The sequence below is a fragment of the Thermomonospora echinospora genome, from assembly GCF_900108175.1.
Lineage (GTDB): Bacteria > Actinomycetota > Actinomycetes > Streptosporangiales > Streptosporangiaceae > Thermomonospora > Thermomonospora echinospora.
This window is the reverse complement of sequence record NZ_FNVO01000006.1, coordinates 197,727-218,669: the sequence shown is the minus strand read 5'-3', so window position 1 is coordinate 218,669 and position 20,943 is coordinate 197,727. Positions and strand designations below refer to the sequence as shown.

The window sequence follows — 20,943 nt, the reverse complement described above, 5'->3', positions numbered from 1 at the left end:
GGGCTCCTATCGGCGCCGCAGGTCGACGAGCGCCGGGTCCGCGGACGGCGTGACGTCCTCGTCGCGCAGATGGGCGCGCAGGAACGCGACGACCAGGTCCGTGTAGGCACGGCGGCTGGCGGCGGGGTCGGTTTCGGTGTCCAGGTCCAGGAAGGCGCGGGCCGCGGTCGGGTCGACCGGGTCCGCGACGGCGAAGTGGTTGGCGCCCTTGAGCACGGCGAGCAGATCGCCGGGGTCCGTCAGCGCCTCGGTGAAGGTGCGGGTCACCGGGTCGGCGGGCGCACTCTGGCCGTAGCGGTCCGAGCTGCCCGCGATGACGCCGTCCCGGGTGCCGACGCCCAGCAGCACCGGGCACCGGACCTGGGCGGGCAGCACCGTGCCGGGCGGCCAGCCCAGCATGGTGGCGACCATGGTGTGGGTGCCGTAGGCGAAGCAGGCCCGCACGCCCGGGAAGAACCTGGCCGACTGCAGCACCACCGTCCCGCCCGCCGAGTGCCCGCCGAGCGCGATCCGGTCGAGATCGAGCATCCCCTTGAGCAGGTCGATGTCGCCGAGGGCGTCCAGCACGGCGCCGATGGCGGGGCAGGTGGGACGGGTGCCGTAGGCGTCGGGGCGGGCCGCGTCCAGGTCCACGCCCGGGGTGAGCCCGACCTGGCCGCCGAACAGCTCGGCCACCCGGTCGAACGTCACCACGACGAAACCGGCGGCGGCGATGTCGGCCGCCAGCGGCCGGTAGACCGACTGCTCGACGTTCACGCCGGAGCAGAACACGACCACCGGGTACGGCGCGCCCTGCGGGTCGGGCGGGAACACCCCGGTCAGCCGTTCGGCGTCGGTACCCTCGGCGCGGGCCGGATAGTAGACCTTCAGATGGGCGGTGCCGAAGGGCGGCGGGCCGCCGGTCTGCGCCGACCACCACAGCGATCGGACGGTCACGGGTCCGGTCATGGGCGGGGCAGCTCTCGGTCGCCGCCCCATAGAGCGCGGACGAGACGGTCGGTGGTCTCCTGGCCGAAGTAGCGGACGCCCATCACGTTGGCGGGGTCGCGTTCGGCGATGTTGCGGCGGATGGCCAGGTCGGTGGCGGCGAGCGCGGCCCGCTCGTCCTCGGGGACGGGCTCGGCCTCGGCCACCCAGCCCAGCCACCGGTCCACGTGCTCGTCCAGCACCCGGCCCACCAGGTCGATGTTCTTCTCGGCGCGGGGGAAGGAATAGCAGTGCGCGGTGGGCGACAGACTGGTCCGGATGAACCCGGCCCGGCTGGTGAACCACTCGAACTCCGGGTTCTCCTCCCGGAACGCCAGCCATCCGTCGTTGAGCGGCTCGTAGTACTTGTCGTAGTACTCGCCGTCCACGAGCAGGTTGGTGCGGGGGATGGAGTCCACGTAGAACCAGCCCTCCGGCCAGACCAGCATCGCGATGCCCAGGTGCGGCACCCGGATGTGCGGGCCGAGCCACACCGTCAGGTGCAGGTTGGCGAAGCTGGCCTTCGGATTGCCGAGCCAGGAGTGCACCATCCAGTCGACCTCCGGCCCGCTGTAGGCGGCCAGCCGCCCGCCCGGCCCGTCCGGATAGGTCCCGTAGGACTCCAGCGGCTCGGTGGACGGGTCGCGGGTCAGCTCGAACCGGGCGTCGATCTTCTCCTTGAGCCCGGCCAGGATCGACTCGAACCGGTGGAAGGTCTCCGTCACGTCGATGACGGGGGACTGGTCCAGCATCTGCTCGACGTGCTGCAGGGTTTCCTTCAACGGTGCGCTCCGCTCGGTGCGTCGGCGGCCAGCGCGGCGACCGCGTGCGCGGGACGTCCGCCGACCAGGTCGGTGTTCTTGGAGACAAGCCGGTTGACGGCCTGGGCGGGGTGGACGGCCGCCGTCGTGACGGGCTCGACGGCCCGGGTGACCAGGGGATGGCTGATGCGGCCCTGGAAGGGGCCTTGCCAGGGGGTCCACAGGGTGAAGTCGGCGGGCAGCGCCAGGATCAGCCCGTCGTCGGGCCCCGCGGCGACGACGTTCAGCCGGTTCTCGGCGGCCCGCTCGGGCAGGCCGAGCGCGGTCTCCCACGGCTCCTGCGGGGTGAACGGCACCGCGACGACGTCGGCCTCGGCGATGGCGGCCAGCCGGAAGGTCTCGGGGTAGAGCGCGTCGTCGCCGACGACGAGCGCGAGCCGTCCCCAGGGGAGGGCGAAGACCTCCAGCCCGTCGCCGTACTCGGCGGCCCAGGCGGCGTGCCGGGCGCTGGCGTGCAACTGCGGCTGGCGGCCCACCGGGCCGCCGGCGTTCACCAGCAGGGCGGCGTGGCCGCGGCCGTCGCGCGCGCTGGTCACCACGTGCGCGGCGGTGCCACGGACCGCCTCGGCCAGCGCGGCGGTGACGCCGGCGGCGTCCGTCTCGACGCCGAACGCCAGCTCCGGCAGGACGATCAGCTCGGCGCCCGCCCGCGCGGCCCGGGCGACCAGGTCGGGGGAACGGACGACGGCGGCGGTCAGCGTCTCGGCGCCGGGCGCGGCGGCCCGCGGCCTCGGGGGGCGGACGATCGGCGTGTACAGGCCCGGCCTGCGGGCGGCGAACACGTCGGTGCCGTCCGGCCGGGTCTTGTCGTCGGCCAGGGCGGGGTCGATGTCGGCGACGACGACCGCCTCGCCGGTGCGGGGCGCCTTGGCCGCCACGGTCCCGTCCGGGGCGACGATCTGGCTCTCGCCCGCGCCGTCCAGCCAGTGGGGCGGCACGCCGAGCCGCTCGCTGATGGCCGGCAGCAGCTCTATGGGGAGCAGCGGGCCGACCTTGTTGGCCGCCACCACCCACACGCGGTTCTCGGCGGCCCGCACCGGGATGTGCAGGCCGGCCTCGTCGGTGGCGAAGGAGTTGAGGCTGTTGAGCATCACCTGCGCGCCGCGCACCGCCAGGTCGCGGGGGACGTCGCTGGTGACGCCCTCCATGCAGGCGTACATGCCGAGCCTGCCGTGCGGGGTGTCGATGACCGGGCCGGCGGCGGTGCCGGGGTCGAGGTGGTCGCCCTCGGCGCCCATCAGGGTGAGCTTGTCGGAGCGGCCGAGCAGTTCGCCGCCGGGGCCGTAGAGCAGGTTGCCGACGGTGGTCCGCCCGTCGTCGCCGAGCAGGGTGACGTTGACCTTGACGTGCGCCCGGTGCCCGGCGGCCCGGTCGGCGATCGCCGACAGGAAGGGGCCGTCGATGGTGCAGGCCAGCCGCTCGGCGGTTACCCGATCTTCATACCAGGACAAGTGGTTGCAAAACTCCGGCAACACGATGATGTCGGCACCCTCGGCCGCCGCCTTGTCGATCATCCGCAGGCAGGTGGCGAGGTTGGCGGACACGTCCCGGCCGATCGCGAACTGGACGGCGGCAACCCGGACCGGAGCCATCGGGCCTCCTGGTTCCTCTAGCGAAACGCTGTTTCCAAACTCTACAATCGCGGTCCCGTGCCCGCCAGAGCCACCGTGAAGAAACTTCGTGTTAACCGAGGCTGGGAGGCCCCGCAATGCTCACCCATGTCGTGCTGATGAAGTTCACCGATCCCGCCGACGCCCCCGAGGCCAAGGAACGGTTGGAAGGGCTGGTCGGCACGGTTGAGCAGATCACGTCCATGACCGTCGGACTGGACCTGCTGCACACCGACGTCTCCTATGACCTGTGCATGACCACCACCCACGACTCGGTGGAGGAACTGCGCGCCTACCAGGGGCACCCCGCCCACCTGGAGGTGGCCGGGTGGCTGAGGCCGCGGCTGGCCGCCCGCGCGGTCGTCGACCACGAGAGCTGACCCGTAACGGAACGGCCGCGCCCGAACGGGCGCGGCCGTCGCCTTTGTGCGGGATCAGCCCCCGGCGGCCGTCCCGCCCAGAGCCCGGGCGGCGTCGGCGCTGACGACGTCGGCGTTGGCCGCCGTCAGGCCGGGGGTGGCGACGGAGAACCCGGCAGTGGCCACCGCGTAGCAGACGACCTGCACCGGCAGCACCTAAGCAGGGACTCAGAGGGGATAGGCGCCCGCGCCCATCCCGGCGCCGCCCGGGCGGAAGGCGGCCGGGGCGTGGACGGCGCAGGTCTGCACGTACTCCAGCAGGCCCTCGGCGCCGTACTCGCGGCCGTGGCCGCTGCGCTTGACCCCGCCGAACGGTGCGCGCAGCGCCATCCCCGTGCGGTTGTGGGTGTTGACGAAGGTGAAGCCCGCCTCGAAACGGCGGGCGAACGCGAACGCCCGCTCCTCGTCGGCCGACCAGACCGAGGCGCCCAGGCCCAGCTCACCCGTGTTGGCGCGGGCCACCGCCTCGTCCTCGTCGTCGTAGGGCAACAGCGGCACCACCGGGCCGAACTGCTCCTCGGCCACCACCGGGGCGTCGTCGGCCACCCCCATGACCAGGGTCGGCCGCACGAAGTGGCCCCGCTCGACGTCCACGCGCACCGCCCCCAGCCCGATGGCCGTGCCGCCCCGCTGCACCGCGTCCGCCACCAGCGCCCGCACCCGGGCCGCCGCGCCCGCGGAGATCACCGGACCGACCGTCGTCCCCTCCTCCAGCGGATCACCCAGCACCAGGGTGCGGTCGGCCGCCGCCAGATAGGCGTCCCGGACCTCGGCGAGCCGCGACCTGGGCGCGTACAGCCGCTTGGCGGCCATGCAGACCTGGCCGGCGGTGGCGAAGGACGCCATCACCAGCCGGTCCATCGCCTCGTCCGACAGGTCGGCGTCGTCCAGCAGCACCACCGGGTCGTTGCCGCCCAGCTCCATCACCGTGGGGGTGATGACCCTGGCGGCGGTGGCCCCGATGTCGCGGGCGGCCTCGGCGCCGCCGGTGAACGCCACCCGGTGCACGGCGGGATGGCCGACCAGCGCACGGCCCGTCTCGGCGCCGCCATGCACCACCTGCACCAGCCCCGGCGGGAACAGCTCCAGCACCCGTGTCACCGCCAGCGGAGCCAGCGGCGACGGCTTCACCACGACCGTGTTGCCGGCGGCCAGCGCCGGGCCCACCTTCAACAGGGTCAGGATGACCGGCGCGTTCCACGGCGTGACCGCCGCGACCACCCCGTACGGGCGACGGCGCAGCACCAGCCGCCCGGCCGCATCGTCCACCTCCCGGTCGGCGTACACGGCGGGCGCCTGCGAGGCCGCCCAGCGCAGGTAGGCGGCGGCGAACCGCAGCTCGCCCGCGCAGTCGCCCAGCGGCTTGCCGCTCTCCCGGGCCAGCAGCGCCGCGATGCCCGGCAGGGCGTCCATGGCGTCGGCCGCCCGGCGCAGCACGTCGGCCCGCTCCTCGGCCGGAACCTCCCGCCAGTCCCGCTGCCCGGCCTCGGCGTCCCGGACGACCCGGTCCACCCGAGCCGCGTCCGCCACCGGGACCCGCCCCACGATCTCACCGATCCGTGCGGGGTTCTCCCGCACGATGTGGCTTTGCGGGCGTTCGGGGGCCGGTCCCTGGGGCGGCGCCGCCATCAGGCCACGTCCCGCAGTGAGGCGATCATCGAGGTGCGCAGCAGGTACCGGCGGGACTCGGCGGGGTCTGCGGCCAGGGCCCGCAGTTCGTCGTGATAGGCGGCCGGGTCGGCGGCGCGCAGCCGTTCCCAGTTGGCGTGGGTCATCGACTGCACGAACGACAGCGCCGTGTCGCGGCGGGCCCGCACCACGGCGTCCAGGGCGGTCTCGGGGCCGCCGTCCAGCACGTCGGCGAGGGCGCCGGCCAGCAGGACGGCGTCATGGATGCCGCTGTTCATGCCCATCCCGCCGAGCGGGTTGTTGACGTGCGCGGCGTCCCCGGCCAGCAGCACCCGACCGCTGCGGAACCGTTCGGCCACCCGCTGGTGGACGCGGTACAGGCTGGCGTGCGCCACGTCCCAGTCGGTGTCGGCGACGCCGCGCAGCCGCTCGGGCAGCCGGGCCAGCTCGTGGTCGTCGGCCGTCCCCTCCGGAGTGGGGAACAGCACCCGCCAGTGGTCGGGGGTGCGCAGCAGCACCAGCCACTCGTCGGGGTCGAAGACGTAGTTCACCGCCGCGATCCCGGGCAGCAGCGCCTCCAGGTCGGTGCGGGTGGAGGCGACCAGGAACCGTTCGGGGTAGGTGATCCCCTCGAACCCCACCCCCAGGCCGTGCCGCACCGCCGAGCCCGCGCCGTCCGCGCCGATCAGCCAGTCGGCGTCCGCCCGTTCCCCGGCGGAGGTCACCACCTCGACCCCGTCCGCGCGCGGCAGCACCTGGCGGACCTGTGCGCCGAACCGGACCTCGCCGCCGGCCGCCTCCAGGTGGGCGCGCAGGATCGGGGTGAGCTTGCTCTGCTCGCATTGGACGCGGAACGGGTAGGGGGTGTCACCGGACAGCACCGACAGGTCGAGTTCGGCGATGATCCCGCCGCGCCGCTCCCGGTACTGGAACGTCCGCGAGATCAACCCCCGCGCCATCAGCTCCTCCAGCACCCCGAGGGCGTCCAGCATCTCCAGGGAAGGCGGGTGGAAGGTCGAGGCCCGCGACTCGGCGGCCAGCGCGGGCCCGGCCTCCAGGACCGTCGCCGGGACGCCGCGCCGGGCCAGCGCCAGCGCCGCCGTCAGCCCCACCGGGCCCGCCCCCGCCACCAGCACCCGCGTCAAGGCGTCTCCCGCGAGTGCAGAGCGAAGCCGCCCTCCACGCCCACGACCCGCGGGTTGGTGAAGAAGCGCAGCGTCTCGGCCGTGCCCTCCTCGCCCAGCCCGGACGCCCCCCACGCCGGGCGCGGGGCGAACAGGTGCAGGCTCATCACGCTCGAACCGTTGACCTTGACCTCCCCGGCCCTGATCCGGCGGGCCACCGCCAGGGCGGCGTCCTCGTCGGCGCCGACCACGTACCCTTCGAGCCCGTAGGACGTGCCGTTGGCCAGCGCCACCGCCTCCTCCGTCGTCCGGTAGGGGTGGACGGTGGCGACCGGCCCGAAGATCTCCTCGGTGGCGTCGGCCGGGGCCACCCCGACGACCAGTGCGGGGGCCAGGTAGTTGCCCTGGTCGGGCACTTTGGTGGTAGAGACGAGCCGGCCGCCGAGCGCGTCGCGCCGGGCGGCGACCAGGTCGCGGTGCCGTGAGTGCACCAGTGGCCCGAGGTCGGTGTCCTCCTCCAGCGGCGGGCCCGCGCGCAGCGCCGCCAGCCGTTCCCCGATCGCCTCCAGCAGCGCGTCCTGGGCGCCGGCGGGCACGATGAGGCGGCCCAGCGCCCGGCACCACTGGCCGTTCAGCGTGGTGAGCAGGTCGACGGCGGCCCGCGCGGCGCGCTGTGGATCGGCGTCCGGCATGACCACCAGCGGGTTGTTGCCGCCCAGTTCAAGCTGCACCGGCTTGATCCCGGCGGCGCAGGCGGCGGCCACCGACCGGCCGCCCGCCGCGCCGCCGGTGAACGACACCGCCCGGATCCGGGGGTCGCCGGTCAACCGGGCGCCGGTCGCGCCGTCGCCGTGGACGAGCTGGAAGACCCCGCCGGGCACGCCCCGCTCCGCCAGCGCCTGCGCCACGACCTCGGCGAACCGCTGGGCGCCGAACGGGGCGAACTCGCTGGGCTTGAGCAGTGCGGGGCAGCCGGCGGCCAGCGCGTTGGCCACCTTGTGCGCGGCCATCGGGGCGGGCGCGTTCCACGGAACCAGGCACAGGGCCGGCCCCCACGGCAGCCGCCGCACCTCCACCGCGCGGCCGTCCTCGCGGGTCATGGCCTGCTCCAGCCCGCCCTCGCGCAGCCCGGCGGCGGCCAGCCGGAACGACCCGGTCACGATCATGCCGAGCGGGGCCGCCTGCCGGATCGGCACGCCGGTCGCCGCGGCCTCCAGCGCGACGATCCGGTCGACGGCCGGTTCGAGGGCGGCGGCGACCGCCTCCAGCAGTTCGGCGCGCTCGCCGGCCGGGCGGGCGGCCCAGCCGTCGGCGGCGGCCTCGGCAGCCGCCAGCGCGCGCTCCAGGCGTTGCCCGTCGGTGGCCCGGGCCGGGCCGAGCGGCTCGCCGGTGGCGGGGTCCTCCAGGACGAGGTCGAGCTCGGCGGACGAGTCGGCCCACTCCCCGGCCACCAGGTCGCGCGGGGTCACCGGGGCACGCTCGCGAAAAGCTCGTTCTCCCGGTCCTGGGTGATGATCTGGGCGGCCTCCAGCCTGCCCCGCTCGGCCGGGAACGTCATCACCAGGCCCATCGCCAGGTCGCGCAGCGCCCGGCCGATCACCCCGTCCATCGTGGCGGCCGAGGTGCCGCACGCCTTGAACGCGCCCAGCGCCACCTGGAAGCACGCCTCGGTGATGTCGCCCTTGGCGATCCGCCACTGCCGGTAGACCTCGGCCTTGGGCAGCAGCGGCGGCTCGGAGGTCTCCAGCTCCAGTTGCCGGCGGATCCACAGGTAGGCGGTCTCCAGTCGTTCGGTCATATCCCCGATGATCACCTGGTGCATGGGGGAGGAGGCAATGGGGCGGCCGGAGTCGGCGAAGGTCTTGCGGGTCAGGCGCGTCAGGGCGAAGTCGTAGACGTTCTGCGCGGCGCCCAGGTAGGTCGCCGAGATGGCCAACTGGTTGCCCACGAAGCTGCCCCGGCTCATCTTCAGCATCCGCACGAACGAGCCGGGCACGGTGAGCGCCTCGTCGGCGGGGATGAACACGTCGGTCAGCGTCACCCCGTGGTTGTTGGAGGCCCGCATCCCGAACCCGTTCCACGGGTCGCGCGAGACGACCCCCTCGGCGTCGCGCGGCACCAGGAACAGCGCCAGCCCGTCGGCGCCCTCGGTGCCCTCCACCCGGGCGGTCACCAGGTAGGTGTCGGCGACGCCGGTGGCGCAGCCGAACGACTTGACCCCGTTGAGCAGCCAGCCGCCCTCGGCCGGGGCGGCGGTGGTGGCGATCGCGATGTTGGCGCCGGAGCTCTTGACCTCCTCGCTGGCGAAGTTGGCCATCCAGGTTCCGCCGGCCATCCTGCGCAGCACCTTCTCGGCGAACGCCCGCACCGGCCCGACCTCGTCACCGGTGAACAGCCCCGCCTCGATCGCCTCCAGCGGCAGCAGCCCGCGCGAGGCGCTGGTGTTGTGGAAGAAGAACGACAGCGCGGTGGACGGGCAGGCGGTGCCCATCGCGTAGGTGGCCGCGGCCAGGTCGCGCAGCCCGCCGCCGAGGCCGCCGTGCTCGGTGGGCACCACCAGGCCGAGCAGCCCGGCCTCGCGCAGCAGCGCCACGTGCTCGATGGGGAACTCGGCGGTGGTGTCGGCGTGTGCGGCGGCCTCGCGCAGGTTCGGCAGTACCGACTCCACGCGCTTGGCCCGCTCGCGCTCGGCGTCGGTCATGTTCTCGACGAGCCGTTCGCCGGTCAGTGTCATTCCCGTGGCTTCCCTTCAGGTGCTTCAGGAGGCGATCCGGTAGGTGCGGCCCGGCAGGGCCGAGCCCCAGATCGCCTCCAGGTCGGTGGCGGCCGTCACCAGGGCGGCCCGGTCGATCGGGGTGGCGACGTCGAGCCTGGCGGCCAGGAACAGCACGTCCTCGGCGCACAGGCCCCCGTCGACGCCGCCCAGCGTCACGTCGAAGTGCCGCACTCCGCTCTTCATCGCGGTCAGCGCGTTCACCAGGCCCAGCCCGTGGGCCTCGCGCAGCCGCACCCGCAGCGGCACCGGCCGGGTGCGGGCCACCGCGTCCTGCAGCAGGTTGCGGACCCGCAGCGGCGAGGCGGCGTCCGGGCCCTCGTCCAAGGCGATCTCGGCACAGCCCGCCTCGACCAGCCGGTCGACGGCCGCCAACACGGCCGTCTGCCGCTCGGGGGAGAACGCATCGGGGACCCGCCCCACCACGGGCAGCCCGCGTTCGCGCGCCGCCGCGACCAGGTCCGGTGCGTCCGGCCCGTGCACGACCTCGGCCACGACGGGGGCCTCCCGGGGCACCGCCGCCAGGCGTGTCGCGTCCTCGACCAGCACCGACACGGCCGGGCGGGTCCCGTTGCCGGGCGGCGCGGGCAGCGGTGTGCGGATGCGGACCCCGGCGGCGCGGACCGCCTCCAGCAGACGGGCGACGCCGGCCTGGGTGACCCGGGCGGGGGCGGTGCCGCCGGCCCGGAGCCTGCGGTGCAGGGCGGCGGCCAGCCCGGTGTCGGCGATGGTCACCTCGTCGGGCAGCGGGTCGGCGAGCTGGCCCCAGGCGCGGGAGTGGAACAACAGCGGCGCGGTGCGGCGCGGGATCCGCGCGGTCAGCACCTCGCCCACGAAGATGGTGTGGTCGCCGCCCGGGTAGGCGTGCGCGACCCGGCAGTCCAGCCACGCCAGCGCCGCGTCCAGCACCGGGGCGCCGGTGGGCGCGGCGGTCCAGGGATGCTCGGCGAACCGATCGCCCGGCTCGCGCCCGGCGAAGCGGTGCCCGATCGGCGCCTGGTCCTTGCCGAGGAAGCTGACGGCGAAGACCCCGCTGCGCTCGACCAGCTCGTGGGTGTAGATGTGCCGGGCCAGGCAGACCAGCACCAGCGGGGGGTCGAGGCTGACGCTGCTGAAGGAACTTGCGGTCATGCCGTGCCAGCGGCCCCCGGCGGTGGTGGTGACCACCGCGACCCCGGTCGGCCACTGCCCCAGCACCGCCCGAAAGGTCTGCGCGTCGACCGCCACGGCACCGTGCCCTTCGTTTCGCTTAAGGAAACACCGTCTCATTCACGGTAACGAGCGGTGTTGATGGGTGTCAACGCCCCGGGTCCGTCAACCGTTTCCCCAAGCGAAACGCCATGCCTTAGACTGCGGCTGACCGCCCGTCCGTGGGAAGGAACCGCCGTGTCGCGCAGTGCGACGAACCCCAGCAAGGCCGCCGCCACCGAGGAGGGGGAGGGGCAGAGCCGCTCGATCGCGGCCGTGGAGCGCGCGATGGACGTGCTGCTGTTGTTCGGCCGCAGTACCCGGCCCGACCTGGGGGTCACCGAGATCGCCACCGAGCTGGGGCTGACCAAGGCGGCGGTACACCGCATCCTGACCGCGCTGCGCAGCCGCGAACTCATCACCGTCGACCCGGTGACCCGCCGCTACGCCCTCGGCCATGCCGCGATCGCGCTCGGCCGGGCCTACCTGGCGCGGATGGACCTGCGCGCGATGGCCGCCCCCGAGCTGCGCCGCCTCGCCCAGCAGACGGGCGAGACGGCCACGCTGTCGATACGGCGGGGCGACACCCGGCTCTACGTCGACCAGGTCGTGCCGCCCAACGAGCTGCGCATGGAGGTCAGCCTCGGCATCCCGTACCCGCTGCACGCCGGCAGCTCCTCCAAGGTGATCCTGGCCTTCCTCGACGACATCGAGGTGGACGGCTACCTGCGCCGCCACCCCCTGGAGGCGCTCACCGACAAGACCCTCGTCGACGAGGGCAGGCTGCGTAAGGAGCTGGCGGCGATCCGCAGGCGCGGCTACGCCACCTCCCTGGGCGAGCGCCAGGAGGGCGCGGCCTCCGTCGCCGCGCCGATCTTCGACCATGACGGGCGGGTCATCGCGGGGTTGAGCGTCGCCGGCCCGCTGACCCGCTTCAAGCCGCGCCTGAACGAGTGCGCGCCCCTGGTGGTGGAGTCCGCGGTCCGCATCTCCGCCCAGCTCGGCCACACCGGCTAGCGGGACGGCCACGGGTCACAGGTCGGCGCCCGGCTTGAGGACGCCGAGGGCCGCGGCGCTCAGGACGGCGGCCCAGATGCCGTAGACGTAGGGCAGGCAGCCGTCCACCGAGCGTTTGAGGGCGCGCTCCACCTCGGGGGTGGAGCCGCCGCTCATCAGTGCGCCGAAGGCCGGGCCGAAGGGCCGCAGCGTGAGCCTGATGCCCAGGCCGCAGGCAATGGCGGCGGTGTAGAGGGCGACTTTGGCGCCCAGCCAGCGCGGGTCGGTGGTGACGCCGAACGGGCGGTCGGCGAGCATCGTGTAGGCCGCCACCGTGCCGAGGACGGCGATCAGCCCGATCCGCACCGCCCAGTCGGCACGGCGCACCCAGGGAAAGCGACCGTGCGTACGGTGGTCGGCGACCGTCGCCGCCAGCCAGGCCAGCGCGAACAGCCACACCAGCGAGACCTGCCACCAGCCGAAGGCGGGGGCGCCGAACAGCTCGGCCCCGTGCGGCTCCAGCGCCATCAGCGTCACCCCGCTCGGCAGGAACAGCACCAGGCAGATCTTGGGGCCGAGGTCGAGCCCGCTCATCACGCCGAGCGTGGCGGCGCGCGCCGCCGGGGCCAGGTCGGGCTTGAGGACGTACCGGCTGGAGTAGAAGACGCCCAGGTCGCCGCCCAGCCAGAAGACGAAGAGCACCAGGTGCAGCAGGATCCACCAGCCGTGCGCATGCGGTCCCACAACTGCCCTCCCTAGGGAAACGCTGTTTCGTTGTGGGGAACCGTAACATGCGGATCAGACCCCGGCCGCGCGTGCGCGGCGCCCGGCCAGTTCGGCGAAGACCACCAGCCGGTAGGCGGCGGAGAACTTCGGATGGCAGGTGGTGAGGGTCAGCATCGCCTTGCGGGGCTTGCGCCCCGGCCGGCCCGGCACGGGGGCGGTCACCTCGATCCCGCTGGGGCGCACCACGGTCCGGCCGGTGACCCGGTAGACGTAGGTCGTGGTAGCGGTGTCGACGAGGATCTCGTCCCCGCGCGCCAGCTCGTCGTTGCGCTCGAACGGCCCGCCGTAGGTGGTCCGGTGGCCGGCGATCACCATGTTGCCGATCTCGCCCGGCCCGGCCGTCCCGGGATAGTGGCCCGGCCCCTTGCGCAGGTCCGCCACGCTCACGCCCTCGACCACCGCGTACCGGTAGGACGCGCCGAACCGGGGAACGCGCAGGATCGCCAGCGCCTGCCCGGCGGCCGGGGCGGGCGCTGTGCCGGAGCCGGCCGGCTGGACGTCGGCCAGCCGGCGGACCCGGTCCGCGCTCCACTGTCGTTCGAGGTCGTCGCGCAGGTCGCCCTGCTGCCTCCGGGTGTACTCCCCGGTGCCCCAGGCCAGGTAGCCGACGAACAGGGCGAGGATGAGGCCGGCGGTCACCGTGAGTTCGGCCAGGCCCCGCAGCACCGTGCGCATGATCGGGAACCGTAACCCCTCAGAAGGGAAACGGCGATCCCTTGGATGAAACGATTCTGTTTCCGGCTGCGCCCGACCCTTGACATCGCCCGCGTGCAGCGGTTTCGCTATGGGCACGTTGCGAAACCCTGTTTCCCTCTACGAAACAAGGGGAGCGCGATATGGCCCAGGGCGCTGGTTCGCATGGCGGACTGGTGGTGCGGCAGCCGGCTGCCCGGCCCTCCCGCCCCGCCGTCCAGGCGGAGCGGTCGGCAGAAAGGAGCAGCACACGATGAGACGCACACGCACGGCACTGAGGGGCGCGGCGGCGGCCCTCACCGCGGCGGGGGCCGTGACGGTCCCGCTGGCGGCCGCGACCCCCGCGCACGCCGGCACGGGCCAGGTCGCCTACCAATGCCAGATCTTCGGCACCAAGTTCGACTACAACGCCACCGTCACGGTGACCGCGCCCGCCTCGGCCAAGGTCGGCGACGAGGTGACCGTCGAGGCCGACTTCTCCGACCTGCCCGGGGTCGCTCCGCTACCGGTCAACAAGTGGACGACCTCCGGCTCGCTCACGGTCTCCGGGGCGCAGTCCGGCTCGGTGTCGATCGCGGTGCCCGAGCGGGTCGGCCCGATCCCGGCCTACGGCGCGGTGCCGATCGGCAAGGCCACCGGCAAGCTCACTCTGACCACCCCCGGCGAGGTGAAGCTCGCCCCGGCGGCGCTGTCCATCCTCGCCGACGCCGGCGCACAGGCGACCATCGCCTGCACGCCCAAGAGCGCCCCCGGCCCGCTCGCCGCGATCGACGTCGCGACGGGCGGCCCCGGGGTCTCGGTCGCTCCGGGCACGATCCACCAGGGCGGCGCCATCACCCTCACCGGCGCGGGCTGGGAACCGGGCGCCGTCGACGTCGCCCTGTGCGACTCCAACGGCACCGAGTGCAAGGCCGAGGACCTGACCGACGTGTCCGCCTCGGTGGGCGCCGACGGCAAGCTCACCGGCTCGGCGACCATCGCCGAGGAGGCGGCGCCGGGGGCCCGTACCATCGTGGTCACCCAGGGCGCGGTCAGCAAGAGCGTGGCGCTGACCGTCACCGAGAAGACGCCGCCGCCCACCGGCCAGTGCGCCGACAAGCCCGTCGGCCAGTGCGGCGAGCAGAAGATCAACCTCACCGTCAACGGCGGCCCGCTCACCATGTCCCAGCAGCCCGGGGAGGTCGACCTGACCCCGATCACGCTGAACGGCACCGAGCAGACCGCCACCGGCGACCTGCGGCAGGTCGAGGTGGTCGACGCGCGGGGCGGCAGCACCGGCTGGTCGCTCACCGGCACGCTGACCGACTTCAGCTCCGCCGCCGGCACCAAGATCTCCGCGGGCAACCTGTCGTGGACCCCGGCGTGCACCGCCGGGCCCGGGGCCAGCGCCGTCACCCCCGGCAGCGCGGGGCCGCTCGACGACACCACCGCGGCCACGCTCTGCAGCGCCCCCGACGGGGCCGGCCAGATCGTCGGCGGCACCTACACCGCCGGCGCCGCGCTCAACCTGAAGGTCCCCCCGGCGACCGGGGCCGGCCAGTACACCGCCATCCTCACCCTCACCCTGTCCTGACGACCGTTCGCCTGGGGGGAACCACTCGGCCCCCGGTGCGGGTCGGGTGATCTCTCCTCCGACCGCCCGACCCGCACCCGGACGACCCCCCAGCCCCCAAGAGCGGGTCAGGCGGCCCTCCCCTTTGGCCGCCTGACCCGCACCCTCTCGAACCCACGGCCGGACCGCGGCGACGATCGCCGCCCGGCCGTCCCGAGGTGACCCATGAGACCCAGCCATCGGATCGCCGCCGTCGCCGCGGCGGCGGCCCTGGCCGCCGTGCCCGGGGCCGCCGGGGCCGAGGACGCGGCCGCCGGCGAGCCCGCTCCCGCGACCGGCAACGGGTCCTGGTCGGTGGGGCCGGCCAACCGCAGCAAGGCCCTGGCCGCCCGGCCCCACTTCGCGATCGAGGCGCCGCCCGGCGCGACCGTCAAGGACGCCGTGCGGATCACCAACCTGACCGGCGAGCCCATCACCTTCCAGCTCTACGGGGCCGACGCCTACAACACCCCCCGCGACGCCGGGTTCGCGCTGCGCACCGTCGACGAGCCGCGCCGGGACGTCGGCGCCTGGATCGCCCTGAAGGCCGGGACGCTGAAGGTCCCGGCACGGACCGCCAGGGAGGTCCCCTTCACCCTGAAGGTCCCCGCCGACGCCACCCCCGGCGAGCACATCGGCGGCATCGTCGCGCTGAACACCACCATCGAGAGCGTCCAGGAGTCCGGCGGCGCCCGCGTCGGGGTGCGGCGGGCCGTGGGCGCACGCGTCTACCTGCGCGTCACCGGCCCCCTCAATCCCGGCCTGCGGCCCGAGAACCTGACCGTCACCCGGACCGAACCGCTGATGCCCTTCCTGCGGCAGGGGCGGGGGACGATCCGCTACAGCGTCGTCAACACCGGTAACCAGCGGATCACGCCGACCGCGCGGGTGTGGGCGACCGGGGCGTTCGGCCGCCGCATCAAGCAGTGGCCCGACCGGCGCCTGCCGGAGATCCTGCCCGGCCAGCGCACCGAGATCACACTGCCGTGGAACGGCACCCCGCCGCTGGACGCGGTCACCGTCCGGGTCGAACTGACCGCCGACGGAGGGATCAGGGCCCGCGCCCAGAGCCAGTTCAACGCGGTGCCCTGGGCGGCGCTGCTCACCCTCCTCGGCACCGTCTTCGTGCTGTGGTCGGTGCTGCCCCGACTGGTGCGGCGCTGGCGGGAACGGGCCGGCCTGGTCTCCGACGACACGGAGGCCCTCGGATGAGGCTCGTGGCCGTCGCGGCGCTGCTCGCCGCCTGCACGATCACCCCCGCCCAGGCCGCCGCCGGGCCGAGGCCGGGTGTGAGCGTCGAGCCCGGCCAGGCCGCGGCGGGCACGTCCGCGCGGGTGCGCGGCAGCGCCTGGACGCCGGGGACGACCGTGCAGATCCAGGTGTGCGGCGCCAACGCGGTGCACGGCTCGGCCGACTGCGACACCGAACACGGCGTCACCGCCATGGTCGCCCCCACCGGGGCGTTCGAGGCGGGCCTCACCGTGGGCGCACCGCCCGCCGCATGCCCGTGCGTCATCCGGGTGAGCACGCTGCCGGGAGGGGCGGGCGAGCCCGTCACCGTCGTCACACCGTTCACCGTGCAGGGACACCGCGTCGAACCCGTCATCAAGGACGTCGTACCGGTCCGTGCCGACGTGGTCGGACTGGAGGTCGTCGGTGGCGGGGAACGCGGCGAACTGTTCGGCGGCAGACCCCGGCGCACCCTGGTGCTCCAGATCCGCAACTCCGGCCCCGAACCCATCGAGAACGCCCCGCTGGTGGCCGGCTGGGGCGCCGGCGACACCCCCGACACCCCGCTGGACGCCCCCCGGACCGGCATCCTTCAGCCCGGCCAGACCGCCACCTACCGCATCCCGGTGGAGCTTCCCCCGGCCTCCTTCGGCCGCTTCGTGGTCGGCGGCCGATACGCGGGCTCCGTCCCGTTCGAGACCGCCTTCAGCACCTACCCGTGGGGGCTGCTCGGCGTGAACCTGCTCGCCGCGCTGCTGCTGCTGTTCGGCATCCGGCTGGCACTGGGCCGCTGGGCGGCCCGCCGCCGTCGCCGCCGCACGGCGGCCTCCTCAGCGCGCGGGGCCACCTCCGCCGCCGGTGCCGGACCGGCGCACCACCGGGTGGCCCCGCGCTCCTCCGACGCGGTCGAGGTCGCCGACCTGATCGCCTACCTCGACTCCGTGGCGAGCTCGCCGTCCGGCGCGTACGTGGTCGACCGGGACGAACTGATCGGCTACCTGGAGGGCCGGCGCGGCGGCGCCATGGAACCCGTCGACATCGAGGCGCTGGACCGGTTCCTCGCCCTGCCCCGGGGAGAGGACCGATGACGCCGTCGCGTGCCGTCACCAGGGCGGGCCTGCTCGGCACGGCCGCCGCCGGGCCGCTGGCCGGAGCCACCGTGCTGCTGCTCGCCGACGCCCTCGGCGGCGTCGTAAAGGTTCCCGGCGAAGTGGTGACCTACATGGCGCTCACCGGCCTCGCGCTCGCGTGCGCCGGGCTGGCGCCCGCGCTGTGGCTGGCCCGGCGGCTGCCCCCGTCCGGGCTCGTCGCGGTCACCGGTGCGCTCGCCGCGCTCGCCGTCGCCCTGGCGGGCCTGGTGCCCGCCGCCCCGGTCTTCGCGACCGCCGTGATGGTGGCCGGCGCTCTGGCGGGCCCGCTGCTCACCGTGCCCAGGGCACAGGCCGCCCGGACGCCCGGAGCCCCCGCCTGGTGGCAGGCCGCCGCGCTCGCCGGGACGGCCGCCGCCGCCTGGCTCGCGACGGCCTGGTCCGCCGCCCCCGGCACGGCACTGGTCTTCGCGGGCGTGGTGGCCGCCGTCCTGGCCGTCACCGCCATCGTCGTCCCGGACGGTGCCCACGCCGAGACGGCGAAGGTGCGGGACGCGGCGCGGGCACGGGACGTGCGGGCCGCGCTGCCCGTCTACACGCTGGTCGGCTGGGCCATCGGCGCACCGGTCATGGGCGGCCTGCACCTGCTGACCTTCCGCTGGAACCTGGTCGGCGAGGAACCGGTTCAGCACCTGGCATGGGCGCTGCTGCCGGCCGTCGCGCTGGTCGCGGCCGGACGGAGGGCGGCCCGCACCGTGCAGACCGCGCCGTGGCTGCTGCTGGCCGCCGCCGCGGCGCCGATGCTGATGGCGACCGCACCCGGGCCGGCCCTGCTCGCGGCCGGGTTCGCGGTGGCGACGGCCGCCGGCTGCCTGGCCGCCGCCGCGCTCGACAGCGCTGTGCTGCACCCGCTGCCGGACGACCGCCGACCGGCCGCCGCCGGGCTCACCGCCGTGGCCGCCGTGTTCGGCGGGCTGGCCGGGGTCGGCTGCGCCGCCGGCCTGCGCGGGGTCCTCGCCGAAGGTTCCGCGCTGACGCTGACGGCCGTCCCGCCGGTGCTCGGCGCGCTGCTGGCGCTGCGCGTCCGGGGCCCTCAGCTGCCGGCCGCCGAACCCGCCTTCCTGGAGGTCCGTGCCCTGTCGGTGCGGCGAGGGCCGGCGCCGCTGCGGAAGGTCGCGCTGCGGGTGGCGGCGGGCGAGTGCGTCGCGCTGTTCGGACCGGGCTCCCGAACGCTGCTGGCCGCGCTGGCCGGGCACGCCCCGGCCCGGGGGAAGGCGCTGCTCGGTGGCGCCGACCTGACCGCCTTCCCGGCCGGGCAGCGGACCGGGCTGGGACTGTGCCACCTGGTGGGCCCCGACCCGCGCATCCCGGACGAGCAGACGATCGCCGAAGGGCTGGCCGGTCACGCCCGCTCGCTCGGCCACGCCGACCCCGGGGCCGCCGTCCGCGGCGTCCTGGAGGTCTTCCCGGCGCTGCGCGGGCACGGCGACGAGCCCGCCGGGAAACTGACCGGACCCGAACGGGGGCTGCTGGCGCTCGCCGAGGCGCTGCTCACCAGGCCCAGGCTCCTGCTGGTGGACGGCCTCGTCGCCGGCCCGTACGCCGACGCCGCCCGCACCGTGCTGCGGCGGCTGGCCGCCACGGGCACCGCCGTCGTGCTCTGCGAGCCGGAGGTCCCGGCCGCCCTCACGGTCGCCGACCGCGCCTACGTCCTCGGCCGGGGCCGCGTCGTCGCCGAACTCGCCCGGCCCGAACCCGACGAGGTCCACCGGCTGCTGCCGGGGGCCCACAGCGCAGGAGGCCCCGCCCGATGATCACGATCGTGCTCGCCGCCCTGGCCCTGTCCCCGCTCACGGCGCCGGCCGTGCCCGCCGACCGGGCCGCCGCGCCCGCACTGCGGATCAGCCGGGTCGCCGACCTGGCCGAGGGAGAGGAGATCACCGTCACCGGCACCGGCTTCCGGCCGGGCCTGAAGTCGGTGGCCGTCGGGCTGTGCCGGGAGGGGTACACCAACGGGCTCAAGGACTGCGACCTGGGCGGCGGCGCCACCTTCGTCAACATCGACGCGCACGGCGCCTTCCCCACGGTCCGGCTCAAGGCCCGCTCGAAGTTCAACGGCATCGACTGCATGACCCGCCAGTGCGTCATCGGCGCCGCGCCGCTGCCCACCACCAACCCGCCCGCCATCGTCAACGCCAACACCGCGATCGTCCGCGTCGGCTTCAAGGGGTCGCAGTTCAAGGGCGGCGCCACCCCGGCGGCCGCCGCGCCACAGGCCGCCGCGGGCCCCGACACGGGCGGCCCCTCGACCCCGCTCTGGGCCGCCACCCTGGGCGTCCTCGTCCTCGCCGGTGCCGCTGTCGCCGCCGCGCAACGCCGCAGCCAACACCCAAGGAGCACATCATGACCACAGTCCGGCACCGCGCTGGTGCCATCGCCGCGCTCACCGGAGCCTGCGTGCTGGCGCTCGCCCCGCCGGCGCTGGCCGCGCCGAAGATCACCGCCAGCAAGACCACCGGTCTGAAGGCGGGGGACACCATCACCGTCCAGGTGACCGGCCTGAGCCCCAACGAGGGCTTCGTGACGCTCGGGCAGTGCAAGCCCGACGCGGGGGGCCCGAACGACTGCGCCTCGCAGGACAGCGGGGGTTCGCTGCTGGGCACCTCCGACGGTGACGGCAACTTCGTGACCAAGGGCGGGTCCAAGGACGCCGAGGTCAAGCTCAGCGCCAAGGCCGGTGGCGTCGACTGCGCCTCCAAGGCGGGCGCCTGCGTCCTCGCCGTCACCGCGGTCGGCGCCAACATGGCCGCCAACACCGCCGAGATCCCGCTCACCTTCACCGGGGGAGGCGGCGACGACGGGGGCGATGACGGCGGAGACGACGGCGGCGACGGGGACAACGGAGGCGGCGGAGGTGGAGGCGGAGGCGACGAGAACCTCCCGAACACCGGCAGCCCCGACGGTGTGCCCACCTATGCCCTGGTGGCCTCGGCCCTCGTGATGGCCGGAGCCGCCGCCCTCCTCATCCTCCCGCGCCGACAGAAAGGGCGTTCATGAGAACCCGTAAGGCCGGTACGGCGCTCGCCGCCGCCGTCGCGCTCGCCGCCGTCGCCCTCCCCGCCGCCCCGGCCGCCGCCGACGCGCCCATCGAGTTCGCGACCACCGTGAACGGCGACGCGGCCGACGTCTACGCGCCGGCGCCCGGCGACATCAAGGCCGACCTGCCGGTCGCGCTGCTGCTTCAGGGCGCCAACGTCGACAAGTCCAACTATGCCGCGTACGCCCGCGCCGTCGCCGGCTACGGCTTCGTCGTGGTGGTGCCCAACCACCAGCGCGTCATCTTCGGACAGCCCGGCCTGTACGCGGAGGAAGCCCAGGCGGCCTGGACCGTCACCTGGATGAAGCAGGAGGACGCCCGCACCGGGTCGCCGCTCAAGGGCAAGATCGACACCGGCTCGCTGGTCCTGCTCGGCCATTCCTTCGGCGGCGCGGCGGGGCTCACCCTGACCACCGGGGCCTGCGTCGCCCCGTTCTGCGATACGCCCACCACCAAGCCCGCCGAGCTGAAGGGCGGGGCCTTCTACGGCACCAACAACCTCCCGCCCGGCGGGTCGGTCAACCCGCCGGTGGCCAACACCGTCCCGGTCGCGCTCATCCAGGGGACCGCGGACGGCAGGGCGACGCCCGCCGCCGCCGAGGGCACCTACAACGCCATCCAGACGCCTCCGAAGATGCTCGTGTCGGTCACCGGGGCCAACCACTACGGCATCACCGACACGCAGGCTCCGGCGGGGGCACTCCCCGACCCCTCGCCGCAGACGGTGACCCAGGAGACCAGTATCAAGGCGTCCGCGCGCTGGAGCGCCATGTACCTGCGGACGATCCTGGGCGACGTCTGGTCCGGCGTGTGGCTGTGGGGCGTCGGCGACGCCGTCGACAGCAGCGTCACCGTCCAGTACGTGAAGTGACGAACAGGCCCCCGCAGTACCGGCTGGTACCGCGGGGGCCTTCACCTTTCCGGCGAGCCTT

General features: G+C 74.7%; 20 protein-coding genes. 9 read left to right on the top strand and 11 right to left on the bottom strand.

All coding sequences use genetic code 11. From position 1 onward, the window contains the following. Window positions 1-6: 6 nt before the first annotated feature. The 3 genes from C4U03_RS16690 to C4U03_RS16680 are packed head-to-tail and all read right to left on the bottom strand — an operon-like array spanning window position 7 to window position 3,379. The gene (locus tag C4U03_RS16690) at window positions 7-948 is read right to left on the bottom strand and encodes an alpha/beta hydrolase family protein (protein ID WP_200827276.1); all 942 of its coding nucleotides are present in this window, start codon (window positions 946-948) and stop codon (window positions 7-9) included. Beyond that, window positions 945-1,748 (bottom strand): oxidoreductase, encoded by an 804-nt coding sequence (locus C4U03_RS16685; RefSeq protein WP_103938700.1) that lies wholly within the window; start codon window positions 1,746-1,748, stop codon window positions 945-947. The genes C4U03_RS16690 and C4U03_RS16685 overlap by 4 nt, the downstream gene beginning before the upstream one ends. Next, entirely contained in the window at window positions 1,745-3,379 is a 1,635-nt protein-coding gene (locus C4U03_RS16680) for a carbon-nitrogen hydrolase family protein (protein ID WP_103938699.1), read from the bottom strand. The genes C4U03_RS16685 and C4U03_RS16680 overlap by 4 nt, the downstream gene beginning before the upstream one ends. A gap of 116 nt (window positions 3,380-3,495) precedes the next feature. Here C4U03_RS16680 and C4U03_RS16675 point away from each other — a divergent pair, with 116 nt between their 5' ends. Continuing rightward, a complete protein-coding gene (locus C4U03_RS16675) occupies window positions 3,496-3,777 on the top strand; it encodes a Dabb family protein (RefSeq protein WP_103938698.1) in 282 nt (93 codons plus the stop codon). A 54-nt stretch (window positions 3,778-3,831) separates the two neighbouring features. Here C4U03_RS16675 and C4U03_RS42510 read toward each other — a convergent pair whose 3' ends face one another. Genes C4U03_RS42510 through C4U03_RS16650 form a run of 6 tightly spaced genes read right to left on the bottom strand, consistent with a single transcriptional unit; the run spans window position 3,832 to window position 10,569 of the window. After that, window positions 3,832-3,963, bottom strand: coding sequence for a hypothetical protein (locus C4U03_RS42510; RefSeq protein WP_268817509.1), 132 nt, complete (start codon window positions 3,961-3,963; stop codon window positions 3,832-3,834). A gap of 21 nt (window positions 3,964-3,984) precedes the next feature. Then, window positions 3,985-5,445, bottom strand: coding sequence for an aldehyde dehydrogenase family protein (locus tag C4U03_RS16670; RefSeq protein ID WP_103938697.1), 1,461 nt, complete (start codon window positions 5,443-5,445; stop codon window positions 3,985-3,987). After that, window positions 5,445-6,581, bottom strand: coding sequence for an FAD-dependent oxidoreductase (locus tag C4U03_RS16665; RefSeq protein ID WP_235017930.1), 1,137 nt, complete (start codon window positions 6,579-6,581; stop codon window positions 5,445-5,447). Before C4U03_RS16665 ends, C4U03_RS16670 begins: the two co-directional genes overlap by 1 nt. Window positions 6,582-6,586: 5 nt before the next feature. After that, a complete protein-coding gene (locus C4U03_RS16660) occupies window positions 6,587-8,038 on the bottom strand; it encodes an aldehyde dehydrogenase family protein (protein WP_103938695.1) in 1,452 nt (483 codons plus the stop codon). Next, entirely contained in the window at window positions 8,035-9,303 is a 1,269-nt protein-coding gene (locus C4U03_RS16655; RefSeq protein WP_103938694.1) for an acyl-CoA dehydrogenase family protein, read from the bottom strand. The genes C4U03_RS16660 and C4U03_RS16655 overlap by 4 nt, the downstream gene beginning before the upstream one ends. A gap of 24 nt (window positions 9,304-9,327) precedes the next feature. Then, the gene (locus tag C4U03_RS16650) at window positions 9,328-10,569 is read right to left on the bottom strand and encodes a flavin reductase (RefSeq protein WP_160147018.1); all 1,242 of its coding nucleotides are present in this window, start codon (window positions 10,567-10,569) and stop codon (window positions 9,328-9,330) included. Between the two features lie 159 nt (window positions 10,570-10,728). Between C4U03_RS16650 and C4U03_RS16645 the strand changes: the two genes are divergently transcribed. Next, window positions 10,729-11,547 carry an IclR family transcriptional regulator gene (locus tag C4U03_RS16645; RefSeq protein ID WP_235017913.1) on the top strand — a complete coding sequence of 273 codons (819 nt, stop codon included), beginning with the start codon at window positions 10,729-10,731 and terminating at the stop codon, window positions 11,545-11,547. A gap of 15 nt (window positions 11,548-11,562) precedes the next feature. Here the strand turns inward: C4U03_RS16645 and C4U03_RS16640 are convergent, their stop codons facing one another. Together C4U03_RS16640 and C4U03_RS16635 are read right to left on the bottom strand one after the other, a co-directional pair. Then, a complete protein-coding gene (locus tag C4U03_RS16640) occupies window positions 11,563-12,270 on the bottom strand; it encodes a hypothetical protein (RefSeq protein ID WP_103938691.1) in 708 nt (235 codons plus the stop codon). A 54-nt stretch (window positions 12,271-12,324) separates the two neighbouring features. Next, window positions 12,325-12,987 (bottom strand): class E sortase, encoded by a 663-nt coding sequence (locus C4U03_RS16635; RefSeq protein ID WP_103938690.1) that lies wholly within the window; start codon window positions 12,985-12,987, stop codon window positions 12,325-12,327. Between the two features lie 271 nt (window positions 12,988-13,258). Between C4U03_RS16635 and C4U03_RS16630 the strand changes: the two genes are divergently transcribed. The 7 genes from C4U03_RS16630 to C4U03_RS16605 all read left to right on the top strand — a co-directional run bounded on the left by C4U03_RS16630 (window position 13,259) and on the right by C4U03_RS16605 (window position 20,882). Next, entirely contained in the window at window positions 13,259-14,578 is a 1,320-nt protein-coding gene (locus tag C4U03_RS16630; RefSeq protein WP_103938689.1) for a WxL domain-containing protein, read from the top strand. 204 nt (window positions 14,579-14,782) lie between these two features. Further along, window positions 14,783-15,808 carry a WxL protein peptidoglycan domain-containing protein gene (locus C4U03_RS16625; RefSeq protein WP_103938688.1) on the top strand — a complete coding sequence of 342 codons (1,026 nt, stop codon included), beginning with the start codon at window positions 14,783-14,785 and terminating at the stop codon, window positions 15,806-15,808. Further along, window positions 15,805-16,914: a hypothetical protein gene (locus C4U03_RS16620; protein ID WP_103938687.1), complete on the top strand. Its 1,110-nt coding sequence runs from the start codon at window positions 15,805-15,807 to the stop codon at window positions 16,912-16,914. Before C4U03_RS16625 ends, C4U03_RS16620 begins: the two co-directional genes overlap by 4 nt. Further along, window positions 16,911-18,728, top strand: coding sequence for a P-loop NTPase family protein (locus tag C4U03_RS39970; protein WP_146087417.1), 1,818 nt, complete (start codon window positions 16,911-16,913; stop codon window positions 18,726-18,728). Before C4U03_RS16620 ends, C4U03_RS39970 begins: the two co-directional genes overlap by 4 nt. Further along, window positions 18,725-19,321 carry a neocarzinostatin apoprotein domain-containing protein gene (locus tag C4U03_RS39965; protein ID WP_146087416.1) on the top strand — a complete coding sequence of 199 codons (597 nt, stop codon included), beginning with the start codon at window positions 18,725-18,727 and terminating at the stop codon, window positions 19,319-19,321. Before C4U03_RS39970 ends, C4U03_RS39965 begins: the two co-directional genes overlap by 4 nt. Then, a complete protein-coding gene (locus C4U03_RS16610; RefSeq protein WP_103938686.1) occupies window positions 19,318-19,971 on the top strand; it encodes a neocarzinostatin apoprotein domain-containing protein in 654 nt (217 codons plus the stop codon). Before C4U03_RS39965 ends, C4U03_RS16610 begins: the two co-directional genes overlap by 4 nt. Beyond that, window positions 19,968-20,882, top strand: coding sequence for an alpha/beta hydrolase family protein (locus tag C4U03_RS16605; protein WP_103938685.1), 915 nt, complete (start codon window positions 19,968-19,970; stop codon window positions 20,880-20,882). The genes C4U03_RS16610 and C4U03_RS16605 overlap by 4 nt, the downstream gene beginning before the upstream one ends. Window positions 20,883-20,943: the final 61 nt, after the last annotated feature.